The sequence below is a fragment of the Vibrio sonorensis genome (genome assembly GCF_001854765.1).
Lineage (GTDB): Bacteria > Pseudomonadota > Gammaproteobacteria > Enterobacterales > Vibrionaceae > Vibrio > Vibrio sonorensis.
The window spans coordinates 145,118-168,304 of record NZ_LJJE01000092.1 but is presented as its reverse complement, the minus strand read 5'-3'; the positions used below and the strand labels follow the sequence as shown (position 1 = coordinate 168,304).

21 protein-coding genes and 1 pseudogene are annotated in these 23,187 nt (G+C 45.5%); 10 read left to right on the top strand and 12 right to left on the bottom strand.

Translation table 11 applies throughout. From position 1 onward, the window contains the following. The first annotated feature begins 48 nt into the window (after positions 1-48). The 5 genes from BLO31_RS16515 to BLO31_RS16495 all read left to right on the top strand — a co-directional run bounded on the left by BLO31_RS16515 (position 49) and on the right by BLO31_RS16495 (position 4,825). Positions 49-432, top strand: coding sequence for a DUF3302 domain-containing protein (locus BLO31_RS16515; RefSeq protein ID WP_070969163.1), 384 nt, complete (start codon positions 49-51; stop codon positions 430-432). Further along, positions 432-1,562 carry an HlyD family secretion protein gene (locus tag BLO31_RS16510; RefSeq protein WP_070969160.1) on the top strand — a complete coding sequence of 377 codons (1,131 nt, stop codon included), beginning with the start codon at positions 432-434 and terminating at the stop codon, positions 1,560-1,562. The genes BLO31_RS16515 and BLO31_RS16510 overlap by 1 nt, the downstream gene beginning before the upstream one ends. Positions 1,563-1,740: 178 nt before the next feature. Continuing rightward, positions 1,741-2,289 (top strand): ECF-type riboflavin transporter substrate-binding protein, encoded by a 549-nt coding sequence (locus BLO31_RS16505; protein WP_070969157.1) that lies wholly within the window; start codon positions 1,741-1,743, stop codon positions 2,287-2,289. 5 nt (positions 2,290-2,294) lie between these two features. Further along, positions 2,295-3,989: an ABC transporter ATP-binding protein gene (locus tag BLO31_RS16500; protein WP_070969154.1), complete on the top strand. Its 1,695-nt coding sequence runs from the start codon at positions 2,295-2,297 to the stop codon at positions 3,987-3,989. After that, positions 3,986-4,825: an energy-coupling factor transporter transmembrane component T family protein gene (locus tag BLO31_RS16495; protein ID WP_070969151.1), complete on the top strand. Its 840-nt coding sequence runs from the start codon at positions 3,986-3,988 to the stop codon at positions 4,823-4,825. The genes BLO31_RS16500 and BLO31_RS16495 overlap by 4 nt, the downstream gene beginning before the upstream one ends. Before the next feature lie 17 nt (positions 4,826-4,842). Here BLO31_RS16495 and BLO31_RS16490 read toward each other — a convergent pair whose 3' ends face one another. The 3 genes from BLO31_RS16490 to BLO31_RS16480 form a co-directional block, all read right to left on the bottom strand. Then, the gene (locus tag BLO31_RS16490) at positions 4,843-6,024 is read right to left on the bottom strand and encodes an MFS transporter (RefSeq protein WP_070969149.1); all 1,182 of its coding nucleotides are present in this window, start codon (positions 6,022-6,024) and stop codon (positions 4,843-4,845) included. 76 nt (positions 6,025-6,100) lie between these two features. Continuing rightward, positions 6,101-7,102, bottom strand: a complete 1,002-nt coding sequence (locus BLO31_RS16485; RefSeq protein WP_070969145.1) for a phosphotransferase — start codon at positions 7,100-7,102, stop codon at positions 6,101-6,103. After that, the gene (locus tag BLO31_RS16480; protein WP_070969141.1) at positions 7,081-7,389 is read right to left on the bottom strand and encodes a GNAT family N-acetyltransferase; all 309 of its coding nucleotides are present in this window, start codon (positions 7,387-7,389) and stop codon (positions 7,081-7,083) included. Before BLO31_RS16480 ends, BLO31_RS16485 begins: the two co-directional genes overlap by 22 nt. Before the next feature lie 114 nt (positions 7,390-7,503). Here BLO31_RS16480 and BLO31_RS16475 point away from each other — a divergent pair, with 114 nt between their 5' ends. The 3 genes and pseudogenes from BLO31_RS16475 to BLO31_RS16465 all read left to right on the top strand — a co-directional run bounded on the left by BLO31_RS16475 (position 7,504) and on the right by BLO31_RS16465 (position 11,639). Continuing rightward, on the top strand, positions 7,504-8,238 hold the full coding sequence (locus tag BLO31_RS16475) for a PilZ domain-containing protein (RefSeq protein ID WP_070969139.1): 735 nt from the start codon (positions 7,504-7,506) through the stop codon (positions 8,236-8,238). 581 nt (positions 8,239-8,819) lie between these two features. Further along, positions 8,820-9,739: pseudogene (locus BLO31_RS16470) on the top strand (polyprenyl-phosphate transporter). A 199-nt stretch (positions 9,740-9,938) separates the two neighbouring features. After that, a complete protein-coding gene (locus BLO31_RS16465) occupies positions 9,939-11,639 on the top strand; it encodes a choice-of-anchor I family protein (protein ID WP_139159053.1) in 1,701 nt (566 codons plus the stop codon). Here BLO31_RS16465 and BLO31_RS16460 read toward each other — a convergent pair. The 6 genes from BLO31_RS16460 to fepB form a co-directional block, all read right to left on the bottom strand. Further along, entirely contained in the window at positions 11,636-12,463 is an 828-nt protein-coding gene (locus BLO31_RS16460) for an ABC transporter ATP-binding protein (RefSeq protein WP_070969129.1), read from the bottom strand. The two genes, BLO31_RS16465 and BLO31_RS16460, sit on opposite strands and share 4 nt — an antisense overlap. A gap of 73 nt (positions 12,464-12,536) precedes the next feature. Beyond that, on the bottom strand, positions 12,537-14,078 hold the full coding sequence (locus tag BLO31_RS16455) for a TonB-dependent receptor (protein ID WP_139159034.1): 1,542 nt from the start codon (positions 14,076-14,078) through the stop codon (positions 12,537-12,539). Further along, complete coding sequence (locus BLO31_RS23600) at positions 14,075-14,578, bottom strand: TonB-dependent receptor plug domain-containing protein (RefSeq protein WP_139159033.1); 504 nt, start codon at positions 14,576-14,578, stop codon at positions 14,075-14,077. The genes BLO31_RS16455 and BLO31_RS23600 overlap by 4 nt, the downstream gene beginning before the upstream one ends. Before the next feature lie 272 nt (positions 14,579-14,850). Beyond that, positions 14,851-15,924 (bottom strand): FecCD family ABC transporter permease, encoded by a 1,074-nt coding sequence (locus tag BLO31_RS16450; protein WP_070969125.1) that lies wholly within the window; start codon positions 15,922-15,924, stop codon positions 14,851-14,853. Continuing rightward, complete coding sequence (locus BLO31_RS16445) at positions 15,903-16,964, bottom strand: FecCD family ABC transporter permease (RefSeq protein ID WP_070969122.1); 1,062 nt, start codon at positions 16,962-16,964, stop codon at positions 15,903-15,905. The genes BLO31_RS16450 and BLO31_RS16445 overlap by 22 nt, the downstream gene beginning before the upstream one ends. Continuing rightward, positions 16,961-17,899: a Fe2+-enterobactin ABC transporter substrate-binding protein gene (gene fepB, locus BLO31_RS16440; protein WP_425425305.1), complete on the bottom strand. Its 939-nt coding sequence runs from the start codon at positions 17,897-17,899 to the stop codon at positions 16,961-16,963. Before fepB ends, BLO31_RS16445 begins: the two co-directional genes overlap by 4 nt. A 179-nt stretch (positions 17,900-18,078) precedes the next feature. On the opposite strand from fepB, the gene BLO31_RS16435 reads away from it, so the two are divergent. Then, positions 18,079-19,380 (top strand): NtaA/DmoA family FMN-dependent monooxygenase, encoded by a 1,302-nt coding sequence (locus BLO31_RS16435; RefSeq protein WP_070969116.1) that lies wholly within the window; start codon positions 18,079-18,081, stop codon positions 19,378-19,380. A gap of 40 nt (positions 19,381-19,420) precedes the next feature. On the opposite strand, the gene BLO31_RS16430 is transcribed toward BLO31_RS16435, so the two are convergent. Together BLO31_RS16430 and BLO31_RS16425 are read right to left on the bottom strand one after the other, a co-directional pair. Beyond that, positions 19,421-20,233 (bottom strand): siderophore-interacting protein, encoded by an 813-nt coding sequence (locus tag BLO31_RS16430; protein ID WP_070969113.1) that lies wholly within the window; start codon positions 20,231-20,233, stop codon positions 19,421-19,423. A gap of 201 nt (positions 20,234-20,434) precedes the next feature. Further along, the gene (locus BLO31_RS16425) at positions 20,435-21,583 is read right to left on the bottom strand and encodes an Acg family FMN-binding oxidoreductase (RefSeq protein WP_070969110.1); all 1,149 of its coding nucleotides are present in this window, start codon (positions 21,581-21,583) and stop codon (positions 20,435-20,437) included. Between the two features lie 91 nt (positions 21,584-21,674). Here BLO31_RS16425 and BLO31_RS16420 point away from each other — a divergent pair, with 91 nt between their 5' ends. Further along, positions 21,675-22,127, top strand: a complete 453-nt coding sequence (locus tag BLO31_RS16420) for a MarR family winged helix-turn-helix transcriptional regulator (RefSeq protein ID WP_070969107.1) — start codon at positions 21,675-21,677, stop codon at positions 22,125-22,127. An 89-nt stretch (positions 22,128-22,216) separates the two neighbouring features. Here BLO31_RS16420 and BLO31_RS24590 read toward each other — a convergent pair whose 3' ends face one another. After that, positions 22,217-22,567, bottom strand: a complete 351-nt coding sequence (locus tag BLO31_RS24590; protein ID WP_281182289.1) for a type I secretion C-terminal target domain-containing protein — start codon at positions 22,565-22,567, stop codon at positions 22,217-22,219. Positions 22,568-23,187: the final 620 nt, after the last annotated feature.

Here is a 23,187-nt window from a genome sequence, read left to right as displayed (position 1 = left end):
TAACCACCGTATAAGCTGATTTTAATACTTGAAAACAAGGAAGTTAACATGTTCCTAGACTACTTTGCTTTGGGGCTTTTGATCTTTGTCGCCCTAGTACTCTTTTACGGTATCATTGTCATTCATGACATCCCCTACGAAATAGCCAAAGAGAGACAGCACCCACATCAGGATGCCATTCACTATGCCGGCTGGGTAAGCCTATTCACTCTGCATGCCCTATGGCCGTTCTTGTGGATCTGGGCAACCCTCTGGCGAAAAGAGCGCGGTTGGGGCTTTCAGCGACTGGAGGAGGAACAGCACGATATCCACCATCGTATGGAGCAACTTAGCCAGCGTGTTAACCAGTTGCAAGAAGAAGTAACCAGACTTAAACAACATCAGCGGACTTCTCCTTCTCCCCACGTTCAATCTCACGAGGAGGAGCAATAATGGATCTACTACTCGTCTTAACCTATGCGGCTATCTGCATCGCAATATTCAAAATCTTTAATATCCCACTTAATAAGTGGACCGTGCCTACCGCAGTGTTGGGTGGTATTGTCCTCGTCGGCACCATGGTGCTGTTGATGAATTACAACCACCCTTTCACGCAATTGGGCAATCAAGTTTATTCCACTACACCGATAGTATCTGGGGTAAGAGGCCGAGTAATCGAAGTGCCGGTGGAGCCAAACTCGCTTCTTAAGCAAGGGGATGTTCTGTTTAAAATCGATCCTATTCCTTTTGAGGCTGAAGTCACTCGCTTAAGAGCCAAAGTAAAAGAAGCGAGCCAAGGTGCGCTAGGGCTGGAATCCAACTTACAAGAGGCTCAAGCTGCAAGGCTTAAAGCCGTAGCTGAGAGGGACAAGGCGAAACGCGAGTTCGACCGATATCAGAGAGGCTTTGACAGAGGGGCATTTACCGAGCAACAACTCGATACCCGACGCCAAGCCTATAAAGCGTCGCAAGCCGCCCTTGAAGTAGCACAAGCCAAACAGCAGCAAGCTCAAATCGCCCTTGATTCAGAAGTTGGTGGGGAAAACACGGCAGTGGCACAACTGTTGGCAGAGCTGCGCAAGGCAGAGTTCAACCTAGAACAAACGGTGGTGCGCGCCCCTACGGATGGTTATGTAACTCAACTGGCCCTTAGACCAGGAGTAATGGCAGTACCTTTACCTCTCGCCCCAGTGATGACCTTTGTTCACACCGAAGACAAACTCTATGCCGCGGCATTCAGACAAAACTCATTACAACGCCTGCAACCGGGCTTTGAAGCCGAGTTTATGTTCCGTGCCTTACCCGGTAAGGTGTTTAAAGGCGAAGTCGTCGAAGTATTGCCTGCTATAGGAGAAAGCCAAATTCAAGCCCGAGGCTCTCTGCTAGGCACCGAAGCACTTCGCACTAGCGGTCGCGTGTTCGCGACCTTAAGAATCACCGATGACGTTTCCGCTTATCACCTTCCCATGGGTACGGCTGTGGAGGTCGCTGTTTACTCTGACAGTTTTACCCACGTATCCGTCATGCGGAAAGTGCTGATCCGGATGAAGAGTTGGCAGAACTATCTCTACCTAGATCACTAGTTGGATAACCGGAGCTTGCGCTCCGGTTTTTTGTGATAGTAGTTTCACACCAACTTGGTTATTATTCATTCAGGTGCTAAAAGGACTTATTAATCCGTTGGTTAGCATGCAGCCTGTTCCGCTATTTTCTTAAATTCACGTTCAGGTGAAGTCCAACTACAAAATCTAGGAGTTGTTTATGAACTTTACTGCTAAGACTGTCGTCATTATTGCGATCGGCGCAGCTTTGTACGGTATTGGTGGCTTGCCCATGTTTGGCATCCCAGTCTTTGCCAACACCACCTTAAAGCCAGCAATGGCTATTCTTGCTCTCTTTTCCGTTCTCTTTGGACCTATCGTCGGATTTTTAGTTGGCTTTATTGGTCACTGGGTAACAGATTTGTTTGCTGGCTGGGGAGTTTGGTTAACTTGGGTGCTGGGTTCTGGGATTGTTGGTTTAGTGATCGGCCTATACCCGAGTCTAACCAGAAACCGTCTGGCACGCGGAGAGTTTTCCAACAAAGATTTCATCACTTTTGTCGTATTAGCGCTCGTTGGTAATGTGTTTGGCTATGGATGCTCCGCATTCTTGGACACCATTTTATACGCCGAACCTTTTACTAAGGTTTTCACTCAGCTCACCATTATTGCCTCTGCCAATACAGTCCTCATCGGCATCGTCGGATACTTTATCCTTAAGTCCGTGGCAAAACGCAACAAGCAGAGCAGCAATCTAAGTGAGGCATAAGTTAAATGACCATAGAATTTTCTGACTTCTCTTTTAAATATGCGTCCTTAGATAAGCCCACACTTAAAAACATTAATCTAAGGATAGAGAAAGGTCAGAAAGTTCTGATCGTTGGGCCAAGCGGCAGTGGAAAATCGACGCTTGGCCAATGTTTAAATGGATTGATTCCCCACGCGATTAAAGGTGAAACCTCCGGTAGTTTGTCCATAGGAAACCGAGACACCCGTTCATTTGAAATGCACGACTTTACCTTGCAGCTTGGTACCGTATTGCAAGATACCGACAGTCAGTTTGTTGGACTAAGCGTTGGTGAAGACATCGCATTTGCCCTTGAAAATCAGATGGTCTCAAATCTAGAGATGTACCCCATCGTAAAGTCGACGGCTAGCATGGTTAACTTGGAACAGATGTTAAATCGCGAACCTAGCCAACTCTCGGGAGGACAAAAGCAAAAGGTGTCCCTTGCAGGGATCCTCGTCGATCAAGTAGACGCCCTTCTCTTTGACGAACCCTTGGCAGCTTTAGATCCCGTTACCAGTAAAAAAACCATAGAAATCATTGATGACTTACACCGGACCAGTGGTAAAACCATCATTATTATCGAACATCGATTAGAAGACGTTCTGCACCGAGAAATAGACCGAATTATTCTGATGGAAGCGGGAGAGATCGTGGCAGATATGTCTACCGACGACTTGCTCTGTTCGGGGTTGTTAAGTAAACACGGCATAAGAGAACCGCTCTACCTATCTGCCGTAAAAGCAGCGGGGGTATCCCCCACAAATTTTAATCGCCCTTCAAAGGTTGACGAACTCGTTACACCACAGGTCGTTAGTAAGCTCAACCAATGGTACAAACCCGTTTCTGAATCTCAAAGTGAGGTTAGACAAGATCCCCTATTGAGTATTACTAACCTAACCTACTCCTATGACGATAATGACAAGGTAGTGAACGACGTCAGCTTTCACGTCAACAAGGGCGAATTTGTCTCTATTCTCGGTAAAAACGGGTCCGGTAAATCCACCATAACCAAATTGATTATGGGCGTTCTCAATCAAGATAAAGGCTCAATTACTATCGATGGCATCGACCTCGCGACACTTTCTATTTTCGAACGAAGTGAGCAAGTCGGTGTGGTTATGCAAAACCCGAATCACATGATCTCTCACCATATGATTTACGACGAGGTTGCATTTGGCTTGCGAAATAAAGCGACACTATCTGAGCAACAAATTGAAGAAAAGGTCGATAAGATATTAGATCTATGTGGATTGAGTAAATACAAACACTGGCCAATTGAAGCCCTAAGTTATGGGCAAAAAAAGAGAGTGACCATAGCGTCCATTTTGATCCTTGAACCCAAGTTACTGATACTTGACGAACCCACTGCAGGTCAGGATTACAACAACTACTCTTCGATGCTTAAGTTTATCGAACAGCTCAATAAAACGTTGGGAACTACCGTTCTCATTATCTCCCATGACTTGCATCTGGTATTGGAATACACCACTCGTTCGATTGTGCTCGCCGATGGAGAACTGATCGCCGATAAACCAATGACAGAGGTCTTTTCAGACCCCAAATTACTTCGTGTATCGAACCTTGCGACCACCAGCTTGTATGAACTAGCAAAAATATCGGGAATTGAAGACACACAAGGCTTTATGAACTTCTTTATTACTAGAGAAAGGGCGGCATGACAAAGAGCAAAACCAAATTCGGTATCAGTTACATTGACACCGGATCCCCTATTCACCAACTGAACGGCATCACTAAGTTTGTCGTTTTTATGGCTTGGATAACGATTGTCTTAACCACCTTTGATCTGCGACTTATCACTGGTTTACTTTTGATCGGGTTGCTCTTGCTCAAGTTGAGTCGAGTACCCTTTTCCGTCTATCGAACTCTATTAGTTACCGCAAGCGCCATACTTTCCATAAACGCATTTTTCATCTTTTTGCTCGCTCCAAACCAAGGGAGTGAGATTCTGGGCACAGCGACACCGTTATTTTCTTTTTCCGAAAGCCACGTTTTAAGTCGAGAAACTCTATATTACCTGACCGCTGTGACCCTAAAGTACTTTAGTATGTTCCCGATTGCTTTGCTGTTTGTGTTCTCCACTCACCCTTCTGAGTTCGCCGCAAGTCTAAATCGGTTAGGCGTACCTTACAAAATTGCTTATGCAGTGAGTCTAACCCTCAGATACTTACCAGAAATTAAAAAAGACTTTGTCAACATAATGCACGCCCAGCAAGCCAGAGGCGTAGAGTTAGGAAAAGGTGTATCGATTTACAACCGTTTAAAAAATGTTTCTAAGATACTCACGCCTTTAATTTTCTCCAGCCTAGACAGGGCCGAAGAGATCTCTAACGCCATGGAGCTTAGGGGCTTTGGGCGACATAAAACCCGCACTTGGTACAGTCTAAAACCGTTGACTAATGCCGACTACCTAGTGATAAGCGGCTTTGGAGTATTTACAGTAATAGCGATTGCAAAACGGATTTTAGAAAAAGACCTGTTCTGGTATCCCTTCTAAAAAGGGGCGTAGCCCCTTTAACTCCACTTTAATATTCTCACTTCATTCCCTTCTTCTGGCCTGTTTGGAATATTTAACGATAGCACTAGCGATATGACGGCCATGCCTGCCCCAATGTAAAACACTGCCGACGGCGAAACCAACCAGATGAGACCGAAGGTGACGGGGATAACTACCGCCGCAATATGATTAATAGTGAAAGAAACACCCGCCGTAGAAGCCATATCTGCTGGGTCGGCAATTTTTTGCAAATAGGTTTTAATCGCCAAAACCAAAGCAAAGAACAAGTGGTCAATTACGTATAGCGCTGCCGCCCACTCTGCGGTTTGCACCAAAGCGTAGCCCACAAATACACCAATAAGACCTAAGTATTCAAATATCAGTGCTTTGCGTTCACCAACCTCACCAATAAAGCGACCTATGCGCTTGGCGAAAAGAAAGTTAAACAAGTAATTAATAAGAAAAAGTAGAGTAATATCTGCTGCTGAATAGCCAAACTTTTCTACCATTAAAAAACCAGCAAATACCGTAAATATCTGCCTGCGGGCACCACTCATAAAGGTCAGAGCGTAATACAACCAGTAGCGTTTTCTCAAAAAAAGTCGTTTGTTTTGCGGGGTTTTGGTTTCAAACTGCGGAAAAGTAAGGGACATCCAGATAACAATGACAAGGCCCGCTCCTCCCGCTATGGTGTAGACCCAATGATACGCTAAGCCTACTAACTCAAGTAATACCCACAAGACACCATAAGTGATCAGCGAAGCAAGGGCGCCAACGGACAGTAACTTGCCTAACATTTCTGGCGCTTCTTCTTTGCTCAGCCATTGAAGGGAGAGGGACTGCTTTAAAGTCTCGAAGTAGTGGAACCCAGTGGACATCAAAACCGTAGTTGCCAGAAGGCCAAACAGTGAAGGAAACCAGCCCGTCAATGCAGTTCCCATCGTCAACATGATTAGCGCCACTATCATAAACCTTTGCTCTCGGATAAAGGCCAGCACAAACACAGCGGTGAAGGCTAAAAATCCGGGGATTTCTCTGACACTTTGCAATAGACCAATATCCGAACCGTCAAAGTTAGCTTTTTCAATCACAAAATTGTTAAGCAGTGCCATCCAGCTTGAAAAGGCTATAGGGACAACGATAGAAATAAGAATGAGAAAGTTGATCGGTGTTTTCCAACCGGATTGATTGACTTGCAAGACATTATTCCCTTAACAGTTGGTAACATATTGTTAATATCAGGATTAGTATGTCAGTGCAAGTAGCTTCATTCGGTTACTCGCATTGCAGCTGCTTTAAGCCCAGCGATGAAAGATACTCACTACTTTCATTTACTTTCCAGTGTTCAGGGCTCCACCCTTTCATAAAGCGAATAAAATCAGCCCAAGCAATGTGATAAAGCCTTCGCAACTCATGCTCGACAGAACATGGTTCTAAGTCAGGCTGGTACTGACTCAAAGCATGTTTTAAATGAGTAAAGTAGCACTCCAATAACTCGACCTCTCTTGTTACCCACTCCTTAGGGTCAATCGCACTGCTAATAAAAAGAGCCAAATCGCTCATAGCACACCCTTTACCCACGTATTGAAAATCGACAGCGGCAGCCTTACTACCGTCTTGTTTAAAACAGAAGTTCGCCAGTTTGGCATCGCCGTGAATAAGGGTTTGATAAGCGCTGCTTTTAAGCTCCGTATCGATTGCATTTGCGGCTTTTTTCAATCTAAGGTCGGTCAGGTGACGCAACTCTTCGGGGCGAGTGTCTAAATGCCAATAACTGCCCCGTTCCCAAAGACCTTCAGCAGACTCTCCCATGAAATAGGCGTGAAAGTGAGCCAACCATTTAATACTGGCCTCTACCTGCCTATCGTTGGCGTGCGTACTTAACGTAGTGACAAAGCCAAGAGGTTTTAAATCTTGCAAAACTAATAGGCAGTTATCTGCTTCTCGCTTTTCCAATAACAGCTTCGGAGTAACAAAGTCAGATAGGCATTGATAGGAATAGTCGCGATACCAAGTCTGTTCAACTTGATACGACACAAGTTTTCTCTGATGGCCGAAGTCCGTGTTCCACCCGCGAGGGTGATCACTGGGTTTGGGAAAACTAATTTGCTTGACCACGAGACTATGAGGACAGCCGTTACTCGACCCCATCACTCGGTCAAGACGACCATAATCGCCCCACAACCCTTGAATAGGTTCGATATTGGAAACCGTAAAGTGCTCGATATCAGCTAGCAACGCTCGATACGTCTCAACTACGCTTTTAGGTGAGTCCACTGAGCATTCCTATTTAGGTAGTGTTCAACATAGGAACAGACAGGGGTAACTTTCCAATTATGGTGCTTTGCCTCTAATAAAAAAGCTTCCATCATCACCTTTCCATAACCCTTTCCACGGAGTACTTCGGGTACCCGTGTACTTGCAATGGTAACGACGTCATTTTTGAATGAGCCCGTCAGTTTTGCGTAGCTATCTCCCTCCAGATAGATACGAAACTCACAAAATTCATCTTCAAATTGCGCTTTATGGCGGCTATTGGTTGCAAAACTGTTGAATTCAGACATATTGATGCAATAAATATTAAAAATAAAAACCAGTTAAAAACAATGGTTTTAGTGAAAACCTAGTTGGCTGCCGTGTAATCGCAAACTTGCGTGTGTCAGCCTCATGGAGGTTAAATGAACAGTCAGGCAGCAGTAGTTAAAGATAATCCAGGTACAGCTTCACCTCAAGAAAAACGCGTCAGTACCCTAAACAGTACAGATGCTTTGGCTATGGTTGAGCACGGTAGCGAAATGACTATTGGTATTACAACTCCTGTCGGCACTACCTTCCGCTGTAAAACAAATTTTATCGGTTTTCACTCTCAGAACTTGGTGATGATCGAATTGCCAAAAGTGTCTCACGATGACCTAGAGTTCTTCTTCCAAGAAGGTTTTTGGATGGCAGTTAGAGCAATTTCTCCACGGGGAGAAGGAGCCGTTGTTCACTTCCGAAGTCAACTGCTCTATGTCATCAATGCACCCGTTCCTATGGCGGCTATCTCTGTTCCACAAACGATGCAAGTCACCCAGCTTCGAAAAGAGCCACGATACGACGTTAACTTAGCAGCCAAGATAATTAGTGCGACCCACAAAGCGGATTGCGAAGTCAGAGATTTGTCTAAAAGTGGTTGTCGCTTTATCACTCCACCACTTGCAAAAACATTTCAAGTTGGCGAAGAGGTAGCGCTTGAAGTGACAACGGGCAAACGCGGTGAACATTTTGCACCTTTGTACGGAAAGATCTGCAACCTCCAGCGCTCTACCCACTATGCAAGGTACGGCGTAGCCTTCAATGAGAAAGGCCGAAACAATGCTAAAAATTTACTGGGTCATCTCAAGTTTGATGGTACCCGCCTCTCCCTGCGATAAGATCATCCGCGGTCAATTAAAAACATCGCTAGTAGTTTAATGAAAATCACTAAGTTTTCTCAGGCGCTATATCGACCCGTATTCGCTATCCATCTGTGAAAAGTATCCCTGCTATCATTTTGTCTATTCGTTTTATCGTGATAGGTGCATAAATTCTCATCCAGTACATCTGAGCAAATGAAAACACAGCGCTTGGATAAATGACTTCTAGTAAGCCTTTTCGTTGTCTACCTTTCAAGAGGTAAAAAAAAGCCAATCGTTCAGAACGATTGGCGGTAATAGTGTGTGAACAAAATCATTCACTAACAACGTCAGTTGGCTAGGTGACCCTCGGCTTAATAAGGGTCGATAAGTATTATGCATTAAGCGTGCCAACATTGAAAGGCGCTTTTTTGGTTGTTAGATCCCATTTATTGAGATAATTTATAAATACTTTTGCATTTTGCGAATGCAATTTGCAATCAGACGCAAAATGCATAGTCACTTAGTTTCTTATCAGTAGTATTAATTACACTTATGCTGTACTTTTTAAGCGGTAAACTCGTTATACTGCTCGCTCAATAACTCTCTGATTATTAGAAATGAATTACTTAAGTACTTTTTTCAAAGGGGTAGCATGGGTGCTGCCGATGTAGTGCCCGGTGTCTCTGGGGGAACAATTGCATTTATTACCGGGATTTATGACACGCTGTTAGAAAGTATTCGCCGCATCAATCCCTCACTTTTTTCCATAGTTAGAGAACGCGGCTTAAAAGGCGCCTTCGCTCATATTAATGGCGGATTTTTGATCGCTCTATTTGGCGGTGTGTTTACCAGTATTCTTACCTTAGCTAAACTCATTTCTTGGCTATTGGTGGAACACCCTATTCCTTTGTGGTCGTTCTTTTTTGGCCTGATCCTAGTTTCCGTTTTTCACATGCTAAAACAGATAGAGCAAAAGACCTTAAGTCGTTGGGTTATGCTTCTGTTAGGTGTGGCCTTCGCCTACAGTATTACAGTTTTAAAACCCCTTGCAATGGAACCAACGGCAGTCAATGTTCTGTTTGCTGGCGCCATCGCCATCTGCGCTATGATTTTACCGGGTATATCGGGGAGCTTTATTCTCCTGTTGCTCGGTATGTATGCCACAGTCTTGGGGGCCGTAAAATCTTTCGACATCGGCGTTTTGGCGCTGTTTTTATTGGGTTGTATTATCGGAATACTCAGCTTTTCACACGTTTTATCTTGGTTGTTAAAACGCTTTAGAGATCTGACATTCACTTTCCTAATTGGCCTGATGATTGGCACCTTACCGAAAATATGGCCGTGGAAAGAGACCTTAACTTGGCGCACCAACTCCAAGGGAGAACAAGTACCACTCATTCAACAAAATCTATCGCCGTTGGACTTCGAATTGGTTACTGGTCAACCCGCTCACCTCGTAATGGCGATTGTTCTTATGTTGGCAGCGATTGGTCTAGTATTGGGATTAGAAAAATACTCTGAGAATCACAACATCTAGCCACCATCCCTGACCGTCAGACCAGCATCATGTTGGTCTGACTTAAAAGCATCACAAATCCTTCATCACATCAAAAGATTACCTTCACCATCTCAGCATAGACTCCTGAATTTCAATCGATGAAAAGGAGTTTCCCTTGTTTAAAATTTCTACGCGAGTCCTGTTTGCTCTTACATTAACCGCAACCTCTATCAGCAATATGGCCTCGGCTGCGGATATTAAGTGCTTACCAACATCAAAAGCGCCTCAAACTAAAGCCGCTGTAAAAGGCATCTCTTATGTTGGTAGCAGTATTGCCAACGCTGATTTTGATACCTCTGCCGCCGAAATCGTTAGCTATGATTCTTGCACTGATAAACTGTTTGTCGTCAATGCAAAATCACAACGCGTCGATGTTCTGGGGTTTGATTCTCAAACTCAACCCAAGCACGAGAGAGCGATTGACCTGTCCAAAGCAGGCACAGAGGCTGGTATTGAAATCGGTGCGGCAAACAGTGTTTCCACATACAAGGGTATCGTTGCGGTAGCCATCGAAAACAAAGTTAAACAAAAAGAAGGAGTTATCGCTTTATATCGCGCCGACACCTTAGATCTATTAAAAACGTTTCCCGCTGGAGCGCTGCCAGATATGGTGAGTATTTCAAATGATGGTCGTTATATCGCATCGGCCAACGAGGGAGAACCTAATAGCGACTACAGTGTGGATCCAAGGGGAAGTATCACATTGGTTGACATCAGCAAGGGCATTGATCAAGCAGAGGTCACCCAAATTGGATTTGAAGACTTTAATCACGGACAAGCACGACAACATGAACTCCCTTCTGAGGTTCGCATTTCTGGCCCCAACGCCTCTGTCGCTCAGGACTTAGAGCCGGAGTATCTCACCTTTGCCGGCAATGGAAAGCTGTTTGTTTCTCTGCAAGAAAACAATGCGCTGGCTAAGATAGACCTACCCACTGCAAGAGTTGAAGCCATTTACCCTCTTAAAGGAAAATCTTGGAGTCAATCAGAGTTAGACGCATCTAACAAAGACGGGATAGCGGGTAACCTAAAAGCGTATCCAAAATTAGAAGGGCTATATATGCCCGATAGCATCGCCAGTGCCACTATCAATGGCCAACAATACGTGTTAACTGCCAATGAAGGTGATGGTCGTGAGTACGGTTACCAAACCACTCAACTACTATGTGATGAGAAAGGCCATAGCTGGGATGGTGATGATTATTCCAACTCGCCGCAGTACAAAACTGAGCAAGACTTTTGCATTGTATACAGCGATGAACTGCGCGGTAAAAAACTCAAGGTCGATGCCGATCACCCTCTTGCTCAAGCCTTAAAAGATAATAAAGCACTGGCTAGGTTAAAAGTGATCGCTCCTCAAAATCAACTAAGTAAGGATGATACGGTTTATGCATTTGGCGCGCGTTCATTCTCGATTTGGAATGATAAAGGCGAACAGGTGTTTGATAGCGGTGACGAGTTTGCTCGTATCGTTCTCAGCCTTGGTAGCGATAATTTCAATAGCTCTAACGATAGTAATCTATCAGGTGATGACCGCAGTGATGACAAAGGCGTTGAACCTGAAGCAATTGAAGTTGCTAATATTCATGGGGCTACCTACGCCTTTATTGGTTTAGAGAGACAGGGCGGTATCATGACTTATGATATTTCTGACCCAGCTAAAGCCAAGTTTGTACATTACTTAAACAGCCGAGAGTTTACTCAACCAGTATGTACTCAAGTCAACGGCGATGGCGAGTGTGAGAGCGACCAGTTCAACCCAAGTGCAGGTGACTTAGGTCCAGAATCTATTCATCACTTTGTTCGCAACAACCAACATTTTATTGCGGTTGGCAACGAGGTGAGTGGCACAACGACCATCTACAAAGTCGACATTTAATCTGCGGATACTGAGCTTAGGCCGTCACTATCGTGGCGGCTTTTTGGTATCACTAAAGGTGAGCCACTCAATGGATCTGGAATAACCACGCAATCTACCTCAAACACCTCTTTTATCAAAGATTCGGTTATCAGTGATTTGGGTGAACCTTCTGCTACCACTTTTCCTTGCTTCATAGCGATAATATGATCGGCGTAACGGCAAGCCTGGTTTAGATCGTGCAAAACGGCAACTAGCGTCCTATTCTGCTCCAAATTAATTGAGCGAAAGAGATCTAACAGATCAAACTGGTGGGTGATATCTAGGTATGTTGTCGGCTCATCGAGCATTAAAATCGGTGTTTCCTGCGCGAGTGCCATCGCTATCCATACGCGTTGACGCTGACCACCCGACAATTGATCGACGCCGCGATCAGCAAACTCTAACGTGCCAGTAGAACTCAGTGCCTCTACCGTGGCACGCTGATCTTCTTCACTCCACTGCTTAAAGACGCCCTGATGTGGGAAGCGCCCTCTCGACACTAAGTCAAAAACTCGAATACCTTCAGGAGCGGTCGCGGTTTGCGGTAACAGTCCAATTGCTTTTGCAACCTGCTTGGTTGGCATATTGTGAATGCTTTTGCCATCGAGCAATACCTGCCCCTGTTTAGGGGTAATCAAACGACATAAGCTTTTTAATAACGTCGACTTACCACAACCGTTTGGACCAATAATAACGGTAAACTTCCCCTTGGGGATTGAGACGGAGATTCCTTGGCTCACAGTATAACTTTGATATCCGAGATGGAGATCTTCACCGACCAAGGTAGACTCTATTGATGACATTGTTTTTGGCAGTCCTTTAATGGCAAAAAAGGCGGCTTGCTAAGCAAACCACCTGTTTATAGTTTAACTTCGGTTAGAAGTTCATTTCAACCGATACACCAACCATTCTTGGTTGTAACTTGATCGGTGCAGTCACGTCCGTGGTTTTGAACTTGTTCTTGTCGAAGAACACTTCAGCATCTGCGTCAAAGACGTTATTGGCAAATAGGGTTACACGTCCCACTTCAAACAGATAGCTCGCCTGCAAGTTAGTCGTTGCATAGTTACCCGCCTTACCTGCTGGCTCGTTGTCAAAGTAGCTGTAGTACTCGCCGGTGTAACGGATATTCGCACCAAATTCGAGGTCTTCATACCAGTAGCGCAGGCCTGTTGCCGCCGTCAGAGTCGGAGCCATTGGCAGTTCGTTGCCATTGTACTTTTCCTGTGGGCTGTCAGAGATATCAGACTTGAGTAGACCCACATTGGCAAAGATTTGCACGTCATCCGTCGCTAACCAGTTCAGACCACCTTCCACACCGTACGTCACACTTTTTCCGACATTGATGATGCCCTGACCATCTGGAAGCTGCAAATCGTCGTAGTTGTTGTAGAAGAAGTTTGAGTTTAGCTCTAAGCTGCCGCCATTCAAACGATGACGAGTAAAGATTTCATAGTTCCATACTTGCTCTTCATCAAACTTGTAGTTGGTTCCGGAAATAAAATCGACACCAGCACCACCAGCTCGGAAACCTTTAGCGACACTGAAACCATAGTTGTTACTTGCGTCCGCTTTCCACGCGAGTACCAGCTTAGGCATAAAGTCTGAGTAGGTTTCATCTAGGCTTACGCGAAAGTCGAGATCTCCGCGACGTCCAGGAACCAAGTCTCCACCTTTGCGGTATCTGTCTTCACGCTCGTAACGGCCTGTAAAAGTCACATCCAGTGAATTGCTCAAGGCATAAAACAGCTCTAGGTAAGCCGAAGCCGTTTTGGTTTCGTCTCTGTATCGTCCCGTACCTTTAACATCTTCTGCTTGTTCATTGCTAAAGTAGCGAAGACCCGCAAGCGCTCGAAGTTTCTGGTCGTCTGAGCGATAACGAATAGAAGGTTCAATCTGAAACTCTTCGCCATCGATACGAGCGGCCTGACGCAATGCCAATCGGTCGATATCAAAGTTGGTGTAAAACGCGTTCAAGTTCCACGTTACATTGTCGTTAGCTTGGTATTCGATATCCCAAATACCCGTGTCTGATTCAGTCTCAAACATTGGTCTATCAGCAGTGTAACGAGAGCCAGTTTTAGGATCACCTGGCAAGTTTTCCCCTTGGGGAGAACGACTGTCGTAATGAGCGATCGTCAAAGTACTTGAAAGCCCCTCAATGCCTTTTGGTTCAAATAGGAATTTGGCTCTGAGTGCATTAGACCTTATTTCTTTGGAGTTGCCAGCAGGCTCGTAGGTATTCAGGTCTAGAGTACTCTCTTTTTGCTGACTATCCGCACTTAAACGAAATGCAACTTGATCTTCCACTAAAGCGCCAGATAGCATAGCTGCGGTTTGAACATAATCTTGGTTTGCTACGCCCACTTTCGCCGCGCCTTCCCATTCATAGGTCGGGGCATTGGACTTTAAGATCATCGAACCGGCAATTGAGTTACGGCCTTGAATATAGCTTTGCGGGCTAGATAGATTTCTGCTTGTTGCATATCCCACATTGACATCGGACCAAATGCTAACTCGTTATAGGTCAGCGAACGACCGTCTACCGAAACATTCAATCTTGGGCGAGTACCCGTCATAAAGGCCATAGCCCCTTTACCTGGGCCAGCACCGTCAAGGCCTCGAACAGTAGGTACCGTATTACCAAACCCCGTGTCGACCACGTTTGGCGTTAAACGCATAAGGTCTCTTGCTTCGTTAGCGTTAACAGCTTTCATTTCGTCTTCGTCAAAAACGCGGACACTTGAACTGGTCTCTTGCAGAGTACGCTCGGTTTTTTCACCGTAAACCATAACCACAGGTAATTGGGTTGTTTCTTCAGCTACTGCATGGCCGACAGAAAGAGCGCCAAAAATAGAGATGGTCAGTGTGTTGAGCATAAACGCTGATTTACGCTTAACAAGATGCTGCATATTCATCTAGGTTCTTCTCCATAGGGGCGTGCAAAAATCCTTGGGCAATAGGCCACAACACCCGATACAACAGGGTGTATAAAACTGCACGCAAAAAACGTATTAATAATTTGGGCTTATATTTATCGATAAATCAGCACGGATATTCTGTGTACCCACCAACTAAATGTAAAGGGTTCTCATTACCATTTGTTGCTTATTTTGGGTGTGATTTATGAGAGATGGGTAAACTATTTTTTTTAATTATGAATAAAATGCAAAATGGCCACTATGGGCCATTAATTTGATTTTGGAGAGGAAGCTCGGCTTAACAACCAAAGCAAGTACAAACCGCCCAATATGCCAGTCACGCGGCCAATGGGTAAAACGAGTTGCCAAGGAAGCAACATGGTCAACAGGTCTGCACAAACCAGCAAACAAGCCCCCATAAGGGCTGAGCTGATGATTGGCAGCCCTTCACTCGCTCGCAATCGACGCACAAGTTGTGGTGCCGCCAAAGCGATAAATGCAATAGGGCCTGCCGCGCCAGTAGCCATCGCAGCCAAAACTACAGCCAGCAGCATCATGGCAAATTGCACACTTTCGACCCGCACTCCCAACTGTCTTGCTATATCGTTGCCCATTTCAGACATTAATTGGGATCGCACCAGTAATTTGATCAAGGGTATACAGACTAACAACGCTATAAACACCGGAACGACATGTTGCCAAGTTCGTGAGTGTAAAGAGCCAGATAACCACAAACCTGCGGTTAACGCATCGTCAAGATCGCCTTTCACCAGCAATAAGCCGTTTAACGCAGTTAGAATGGAACCAACCCCAATACCGGTTAAAATCAAGCGATATCGCCCAACTTGCCCTTGCTTGCGAGAGAGAAAATAGACCACCAAAGCTGTCGCCATACCCCCTGCAACCGCAGCAGCTGAGACTTGCCAAGGTTCTGCTCGATACATAATGATTTGCAATAGAGCACCCGTTGCTGCCCCCGATGTAAAACCGATTATATCCGGTGACCCCAAAGGGTTATTAGACACTGACTGGAATATCGCTCCGGAAACACCCAGCGCCGCCCCAACACACAAAGCAGTCAAAATTCTGGGCAAGCGAATATTAACAAGTACTCTTTCTTGTAAGGGGTAGCTGTGTTCCCCCAATGCAATGGCAATAATTTGCTCACTGCTGATTGGGAATTTTCCAACCGTGAGTGCAAAGGAGGTCAACAAAAAAACCATCAGTGCCAAAATGACTGCGATAGTAATTTCTCTTCGGTTGTATCGAATGGAATATTGACCGAAACGCCAACGAGATACCGTCGGTTTATATGCTGTAGTTAGAGTTGTGCCAGTTTCCATCTTCTCACCATAAATACAAAACACGGACCGCCTATCAGGGCTAGCATAACGCCAACACTGACTTCTCCTGGAGCCCCAACAATCTTGCCAACGATATCGGCCACAAGTACTAACACCGCACCTAACAGTGCTGAAAATGGAATTAGCCATGAGTGCTGAGCGCCAATGATAAAGCGCGCCAAGTGCGGAGCGGTAAGGCCGAGAAAGCTAATCGGTCCCGCTGCGGCGGTGGCGGAGCCAGACAGGATCATAATGGCAACACAAGAGAGCAGCCACACTCGGTTGGCGTTAACACCAAGAGACGCGCCTAAATGATTGCCTAAAACCAAGCTGTCGAGCATAGTCCCAACGGCAAAAGCGAAACCCACACCTAAAACGACTAAAGGTAAAACCGTGACTACCACATCCATGTCACGGCCCTGAAGTGAACCTACCGACCAATGGCGATACTGGTCAAAAACTTGTTCACTGCTGTTTAGCGTCACGATATGAGTGATGGCAAGCAATACTACAGTAAGTGCAGAACCCGCCAACACCACTTTGACAGGATTAATTTCTCGATGCATACCCGCGAGCAGATAAACCGTTAAACCCGCTAGGCCAGCCCCCGCTAGCCCAACGCCGATATACTGATGAATTTCAACCCAGCCAAACACTGCGATTGCAGATACCACTGCCAGCATAGCCCCAGCGTTTACGCCAAGTAACCCGGGATCTGCCAAAGGGTTACGGGTGAGTGCTTGCATCAAAACACCAGATACGGCCAGTGCAGCGCCAACAATAACGGCTAAGAATGTTCTTGGAATGCGTATGTGTTGTACGAGTAAGTGTTCAGTATTCGAGGCATCAAAGCGAAGCAACGCATCTAAGGTTACTTCAGGAGCAATACCGCGTGAACCAACAAACACGTTTGCCAACATCAAGAGCAGCGTCAAAATCAACGCTGCCACAATAAAAAACTGTTTTTTTCTCAGGTATGACTTTTGCTGCCTAGCTAAGTTTTCATAATCCAAAGCAGCGGTATTCGGGTTTACTTTCATGGCTGACCAAACCGTTCGACCATATTGTCGACAATCTCTTTCGCACTTAACAGGTCAATTCTGAAAGAGTACTTCCCTAATCCGTACACCTGTTGCTGTTGAACAGAAGGCAAGTTAACCATTACGGGATCATTGGCAAAAGCTTGGGCATCAGCGTCATCGGAACGAAGTAAAAATGTCATCGTGCCCTGTAGATGAGTCAAGCTTTCATAGTGAACTGTCAAAAAGTCTTTGTGATTCATCACCGATGTGTCCCACTCATCTAGCGGAGTTTCCAAGTCAAATCCCAAGGCGGTAAGCAATTTGCCATGCGCCCCATTTCCTTTGGCAATGGCATTGACTGAACCCGGTCCCGTGTAACTCACAATATTGGCTTTGCCTTCTGGCAAATTCAGCTTGCTTTTACTTTCCGCCACATAGTCTTCAAACGATTGAATGGCCTGAGCAGCTTCCCTTTCCATGCCAATGGCGCTACCTAGCAAGTATGTGAAATCCTGCCATGTCTGACCGCTGTAGTTGACCACTATGGTAGGAGCAATCAGCTCGAACTCCGCTCTCTGAGCTAGCGCCGAGTCAGCACCAGACGCCGAGATCACGATAAGGTCGGGTTGATGGATATAAGCCGATTCCAAATCCACGCTTCCCGCCGGCCAAACATTGGCGACATTTTTGTTTTTAGCGAGGTGCTCCCACTGACCAAAAAATTTGCCTGTTACAGCCGAAGCACTGGCGATAACCGGCGCATCGATGGCTAACAAAGTACCCGTTACGGTCACAGAAGTGGAAAGAATTCGCTTTGGTTTACTTGGAATTACCGTTGAGCTTCCATCGGCATTAACAAAGGTCTGAGGCCAGACAGGATCTGGATTGGCATATGCAAAACCTGCAAAAAACACCAATATAATTAAAATAATACGCATAATAATAGTATTGATTCTTATTCCATGTTCATTTAAGTTCGACGCCGTTGAGCTTTGGCAGAATAAACGTTAAGAGGGATGATTTTTGCGCAGTATAGCTAGCGAAGTGACTCTCCGCAACACGGTTTCCAATGCCCCGACCAGGTAAGTCTTCAGAATAATTCAACAAATTAAACGCCTAAAGGAAATAGAATATGAGGGATAAAAAACCACTGTGCATCGGTATGGCATTAGTGATGGGTTGGCTCAGCCGTAACGGCTGGCGCAAGGAAGAAAACAGTGTCGAAGATGTATTTTCCATTCAAGCCTATATCGATCTTGCCCAAAGAGCAGAAGCCGCTGGTTTGGATTTCCTCTTCCGTCCCGACACTCTATTTCTTGCTGTCGAAGCCACAAAAAAAGAACCAGGATTTAGCAGTTTAGACCCGTTTTTGATCATGTCAGCGGTCGCTGCAAACACCAAAGATATCGGCTTGATCGCGACATCTTCGACGACGTTCAACCCACCTTACGTTGTAGCCAGACAACTTCAGTCCCTGCAATGGATCAGCAATGGCCGCGCGGGTTGGAACGTTGTGACCGCGATAGATGGTCACAAAAACTTTGGTGAATCTACTATGTTACCGTCCGAAAATCGTTACCAAAAAGCGACCGAATTTTTGGATGTGGTTAAAAAATTGTGGGACAGTTACCCCAATGACTCTTTGTTGCTAGACAAGGAAAATGGACACTTTGCCAATACCGACGCCATTGCTCCAATTGATCACCAAGGTGAACACTTTTCTGTCGAAGGGCCGCTCAATGTTCCCTCACACAAGCATGGAAGGGTCGCTCTGTTCCAAGCCGGTGCTTCGGAACACGGCCGCGAATTTGCAGCCAACATCGCCGATGCCGTATTTGCCGCAACGCCAGATATGGAAGCGGGAATTGAGCTTAAGAACGATCTGGCTAAACGCGCCGAAAAAGCTGGCCGAAGAGCTCAAGACGTCAAAGTTCTTCCCGGATTGAGCCTGTTTTTAGCCAAAGATAGACAAAGCGCACAAGCCTTGTTTAATGAAACTCACAGCAATATCAGCCGCGAACAACGATGCGATAACGTTAAGCAGTCTATCGGTTTAGATATCTCATCATTGAAAGATTCCGACGTCATCACATCCGACATGATACCAAATGTCTCGCATCAAGTTCGCAGTAAGACCCACACTGAGCTACTGAGAACTTATATCCAACGAGAGCAACCAACGGTGGAGGTACTTTTGCAGCGCCCAGAAGTCATTGGTTCTTCTCACTGGGTCGTCGTTGGTACACCGGAAGATGCTTACCATGAAATCGTAGAGCGCGCTGAAGCGGGCGCAGCGGACGGCATCATCGCAGTGCCTGGCGGCTCAGTTGAATCGCTGGAACTCTTTTTAGACGAAGTACTGCCAAGACTGACCGAGGCGGGTTGGTTTGACAAAGAGTATCAAGGTAACAGCTTGCTGGACTACCTCGCTTAAATGTAAAAAAGGCCGCTTAGCGGCCTTTTTTTCTCAGTGATTAATACTCTTCATCCATCACTTCGTGTCTTTCGTGATGGTAGGCATCTTCGTCTTTACCGCGTTTCCAGTACGGAAGGGCATACATTTGATCTTTGGACAAACCGTAAGTGTTTTTAAGCAGTTTGCGACACGCCACGACCGTTTCATTCTCGCCAGCGACAAAAGCCGATACTGTACGACCGTCTTGTGGGATCGGGTATTGTTTTAACGCATCGATAAGCGGTCTAGGATCACTTTTACCATCGCGGATATACCAGATAATTTCTACGCCCGCTGGATGGATAAAGTCGTGAATGTCTTCTTTGTGATCGACTTCGAGCAGAACCACCCCTTGAGCATCTGAATCAAGATCTTCTAATACAGCACATATTGCAGGTAAAGAACACAAATCTCCTAACAGGACGTGCCAATCAGCCTCTGCCAACAATATTTCTGGCCCTGCCGGACCAACTAAACCCAGCTTATCACCCGCCTCACAAGCGATTGCCCAACCGGAACCCGGACTCTTTTCACTGTGTGCCACAAAATCAATATCTAACTGATTTGTAGTTGGGTGGTAACGACGAATCGTATAGGCTCTTGATACAGGCTTGTTTTCTGGCCAGTGTATCGTGTCACCAATTCTGTATGGTAAATCTAAAGTCCCAGTTTCTTGATTGGGAAGAAAGAGCTTAACAATCGCCCCACCTTTATCATCTGGAAAACCTTTTAAGTCTTCTCCGGTAAATGTCACTCGCAGTAAATTTGGAGTGATGTAGGTTTTGCTTACACATTCTATAAGGCGTGGTGTTACTCGTTCATTGCTGCTCATAGGAAATGAAAAATCCTTTATTGTTAATTGAGGTCAGCTTTGCGCTGCCCCCTATCTTTCCAAGTGTCGCCACAAGAAATGCGGCTTAACAGTACAATAAACAAGCTAGCATAATTGGGGTTAGGCTACTTTTGATTAAGCGTTGACTTGACCATCAATAATTATGCAAAAAAGCACAGCACTACTCCGACCAGATCGTTTTTATCCAATAAGGTCACTGACTTCTCTTCGCGGTGTCAGTGGGGTTGGCTTCGCTCTTCCCAAGCGGAACAACATCTGTACCGTATGACTGGATTCGACTCCAAAGTATTGTTTAAACTCAGATTGTAGCGGCAGCATATCTTGGTATTCCTGTAATATTTGACTCATTGGGTGTTGTGCAATACCCAGTGCAGTTGTCATCAAGTTAAAACGGTTATACAAGCGCCCCAACTTGACTTGTGTTTCTCTTGTATTGTCTTTGGTTGATAGCCATGCGTAGTGCTGAGTGCCTTTAACAGCATTCTTTGTCGTTTTAATCCCTTCTTTGCCAAAACTCGCCGGATCTTTTTCCGCTGACTCACGGGACAAGAAGAACGACTCTGCTAACCACTTTTTCACCCCAGAAACACCATTTTGCTCCAAGCCGAATCCATCGCGATATTTAGCAAACTCTTCTTCACTAAACCTGAACATTGAAATTGTCTCTAAGCTTCGTTTGTTATTGCTTTCTTCTATTTCCATTGCTCGCACAAGATAGTCGGCCATCTGCTGTTTTTGGCTTTCTTGATCAATAAAGCGAAGTTCAAAATCTGTATCTTTCACCAAATCTGCCAGTATTGATAAGTCATTTTTTGGCAGAGTTTCATTCTGGTATTGAGTTTTGATCGAACGTCTAATAGCAAGCTGGGAAAACAATGGATCCGGCGAAATGGACGGGTCGGGTGTTAATACGACATCCGCCACTGGTAAGTTTTCTAGACTTTGGTTGTCGTACTCTCCTTCTGGGAAATAAGTCACATCCGCCCTAATTCCAAACTGGGAGGCGGCAATAACTAGGCTTTCAATAAAGGTGCCTTGGCTCACGTGGATCTGGCGGTGAACGGGATCGGTTTGCGGAAGTAGTCGCTGTTCATCAACAAAAAGACGAATTGTATTCCCGCCTAATAAGGCGACTTTCCACGGCTGAGTGTTGTGTGCATTGGGACACAAGAGTGCGTAACTGAGTAGGCGTTTTCTAATGTCATTGGACTCGTGGCCATCTCGTAACTTCAGCGGTTCTGAATCACCGAACTTACCTGCCAACATTGGGGTTGCGGCCACGACAACGGCACTGGTTCCTAGAATTTTAATAAAGTTTCTTCTATTCATCTTCTTGTCCTACTCACGGTTAAACGCTAAAATACATTCCACGGAATAAATAATATATTCCTTGGAATATTTGTCAAGAAGGATCGTTAAAATGGATCAACAAAAAGCACTTTTGTCACGACAACTCTTTGTCACACTTGGGATTGTTCATCAGTTAACGGATGATTGGTTGGACAAGGCCTTGATACCTCACGGTATCACTCGCTCACAACTAAATGTGCTATCTCATTTTTCTCACCAGCCCGATCGCGCTCAGACTATCAGCGAGTTGGCGTCGGTAATGCAGATGAATCAACCGGGCATCACGAAAGTGATCAACAAATTGCTAGATATGGATCTGGTTAGTGCAGAAAAAGATAAGCACGATGGTCGGAAAAAGTGGATTTCGATTACAGAGCAAGGTTTGCTTAAACTTCAACAAGCTTTCACTAGCTTCGAGCCAGAATTATTTAGTTGTTTTGAAGAGTGGGACAGTGAGGAAATCAAAAACACTTTGCAGTCGGTCAGTAAGCTTAAACAGTGGCTCGACAATAATCGTCGCTAACACTTGCTAGAGCGCAACTGTTCTTCCGACGACATGACATCGTTTTTCCTCAATGCAGTTCCCTATTCGGAAACTGCATTGGGGTAACTCTAGGTATCGTGCATTAAGACTTGTTGCGCCACTAGCGTCGATACGATTTCATCTGAGCTCATCGCTGTGTAATCGTATTGCATCGCCAACTCCTCAATGACGATACTCTGCTCCCCATGTCCGACTCCATCTGGATGCACGTATAGCTCTATGTCTTTTTGGTTCACGATGACCGCATCGATATGAGAGAACAAAGTCGCCATATTGATATCTTGCTCTTTTAACTCAGGTAATACGTCTCTAAGGTCGATCTGGTCGCCATCGTTCAGGCTGAAATCTGTGATTTTATCTTGAGCACCATCTTGGATTTCATGCCACACAAAGATGTCGATTCCGTCACCTCCGGTCAAGATATCGTTTCCTTCACCGCCTTCAATAATATCGGCCCCTGCACCGCCGTTGAGCGTGTCATCTCCTGTCCCCCCTCCAGCTTGTCTTTTTGGTCACCGCCAGTGAGTTCCGTACTGTTATCAGATGCAAGTAGCCAAGAGTCAACTCCCTCTGCAGAGGCATCTAAATCACTGTTATCCGCCACTATATTGAAAGTAAAATCTACGCTACTGGACCTTGCTGTTTCTCCGTTGCTTTCTTCGGAAACCGCCACGATGGAAAGGGTGTGGTTCCCTATTGGTGCATCGACTAAGTTAAGATCCGATATGGCGTCGGCGTCGACACTCCACACTCCGCCTGACTCATTAACAGTGCCATTTGCACTTTCAAATCTCGCTCCAAGGGGAAGACCTGTCACTTCTAGTGAGAGCGTTTCATTAGCGTCTGTTAAAGATGCAACGATTCCCACTAAAGCGATACCTTGCTGACTCACGCCGAGGTGAGCAAACACATTGCGAACGAAACTGCTGTCTGACGCCACCTCTAAACTTGGTGTATTGGCAACGGGAGTGACATCGATTTGGTGTGTTTCCGTATCATAGAGAGACAAACCGGAAATAGAGTCGTGAACACCGAGATC

Coding starts and splice junctions, on each gene's coding strand:
- BLO31_RS16515 (WP_070969163.1), top strand. CDS start 49: ATGTTCCTAGACTACTTTGCTTTGGGGCTTTTGATCTTTGTCGCCCTA.
- BLO31_RS16510 (WP_070969160.1), top strand. CDS start 432: ATGGATCTACTACTCGTCTTAACCTATGCGGCTATCTGCATCGCAATA.
- BLO31_RS16505 (WP_070969157.1), top strand. CDS start 1,741: ATGAACTTTACTGCTAAGACTGTCGTCATTATTGCGATCGGCGCAGCT.
- BLO31_RS16500 (WP_070969154.1), top strand. CDS start 2,295: ATGACCATAGAATTTTCTGACTTCTCTTTTAAATATGCGTCCTTAGAT.
- BLO31_RS16495 (WP_070969151.1), top strand. CDS start 3,986: ATGACAAAGAGCAAAACCAAATTCGGTATCAGTTACATTGACACCGGA.
- BLO31_RS16480 (WP_070969141.1), bottom strand. CDS start 7,389: ATGTCTGAATTCAACAGTTTTGCAACCAATAGCCGCCATAAAGCGCAA.
- BLO31_RS16475 (WP_070969139.1), top strand. CDS start 7,504: ATGAACAGTCAGGCAGCAGTAGTTAAAGATAATCCAGGTACAGCTTCA.
- BLO31_RS16465 (WP_139159053.1), top strand. CDS start 9,939: ATGGCCTCGGCTGCGGATATTAAGTGCTTACCAACATCAAAAGCGCCT.
- BLO31_RS16460 (WP_070969129.1), bottom strand. CDS start 12,463: ATGTCATCAATAGAGTCTACCTTGGTCGGTGAAGATCTCCATCTCGGA.
- BLO31_RS16455 (WP_139159034.1), bottom strand. CDS start 14,078: ATGATCTTAAAGTCCAATGCCCCGACCTATGAATGGGAAGGCGCGGCG.
- BLO31_RS23600 (WP_139159033.1), bottom strand. CDS start 14,578: ATGAATATGCAGCATCTTGTTAAGCGTAAATCAGCGTTTATGCTCAAC.
- BLO31_RS16450 (WP_070969125.1), bottom strand. CDS start 15,924: ATGGAAACTGGCACAACTCTAACTACAGCATATAAACCGACGGTATCT.
- BLO31_RS16445 (WP_070969122.1), bottom strand. CDS start 16,964: ATGAAAGTAAACCCGAATACCGCTGCTTTGGATTATGAAAACTTAGCT.
- BLO31_RS16435 (WP_070969116.1), top strand. CDS start 18,079: ATGAGGGATAAAAAACCACTGTGCATCGGTATGGCATTAGTGATGGGT.
- BLO31_RS16430 (WP_070969113.1), bottom strand. CDS start 20,233: ATGAGCAGCAATGAACGAGTAACACCACGCCTTATAGAATGTGTAAGC.
- BLO31_RS16425 (WP_070969110.1), bottom strand. CDS start 21,583: ATGAATAGAAGAAACTTTATTAAAATTCTAGGAACCAGTGCCGTTGTC.
- BLO31_RS16420 (WP_070969107.1), top strand. CDS start 21,675: ATGGATCAACAAAAAGCACTTTTGTCACGACAACTCTTTGTCACACTT.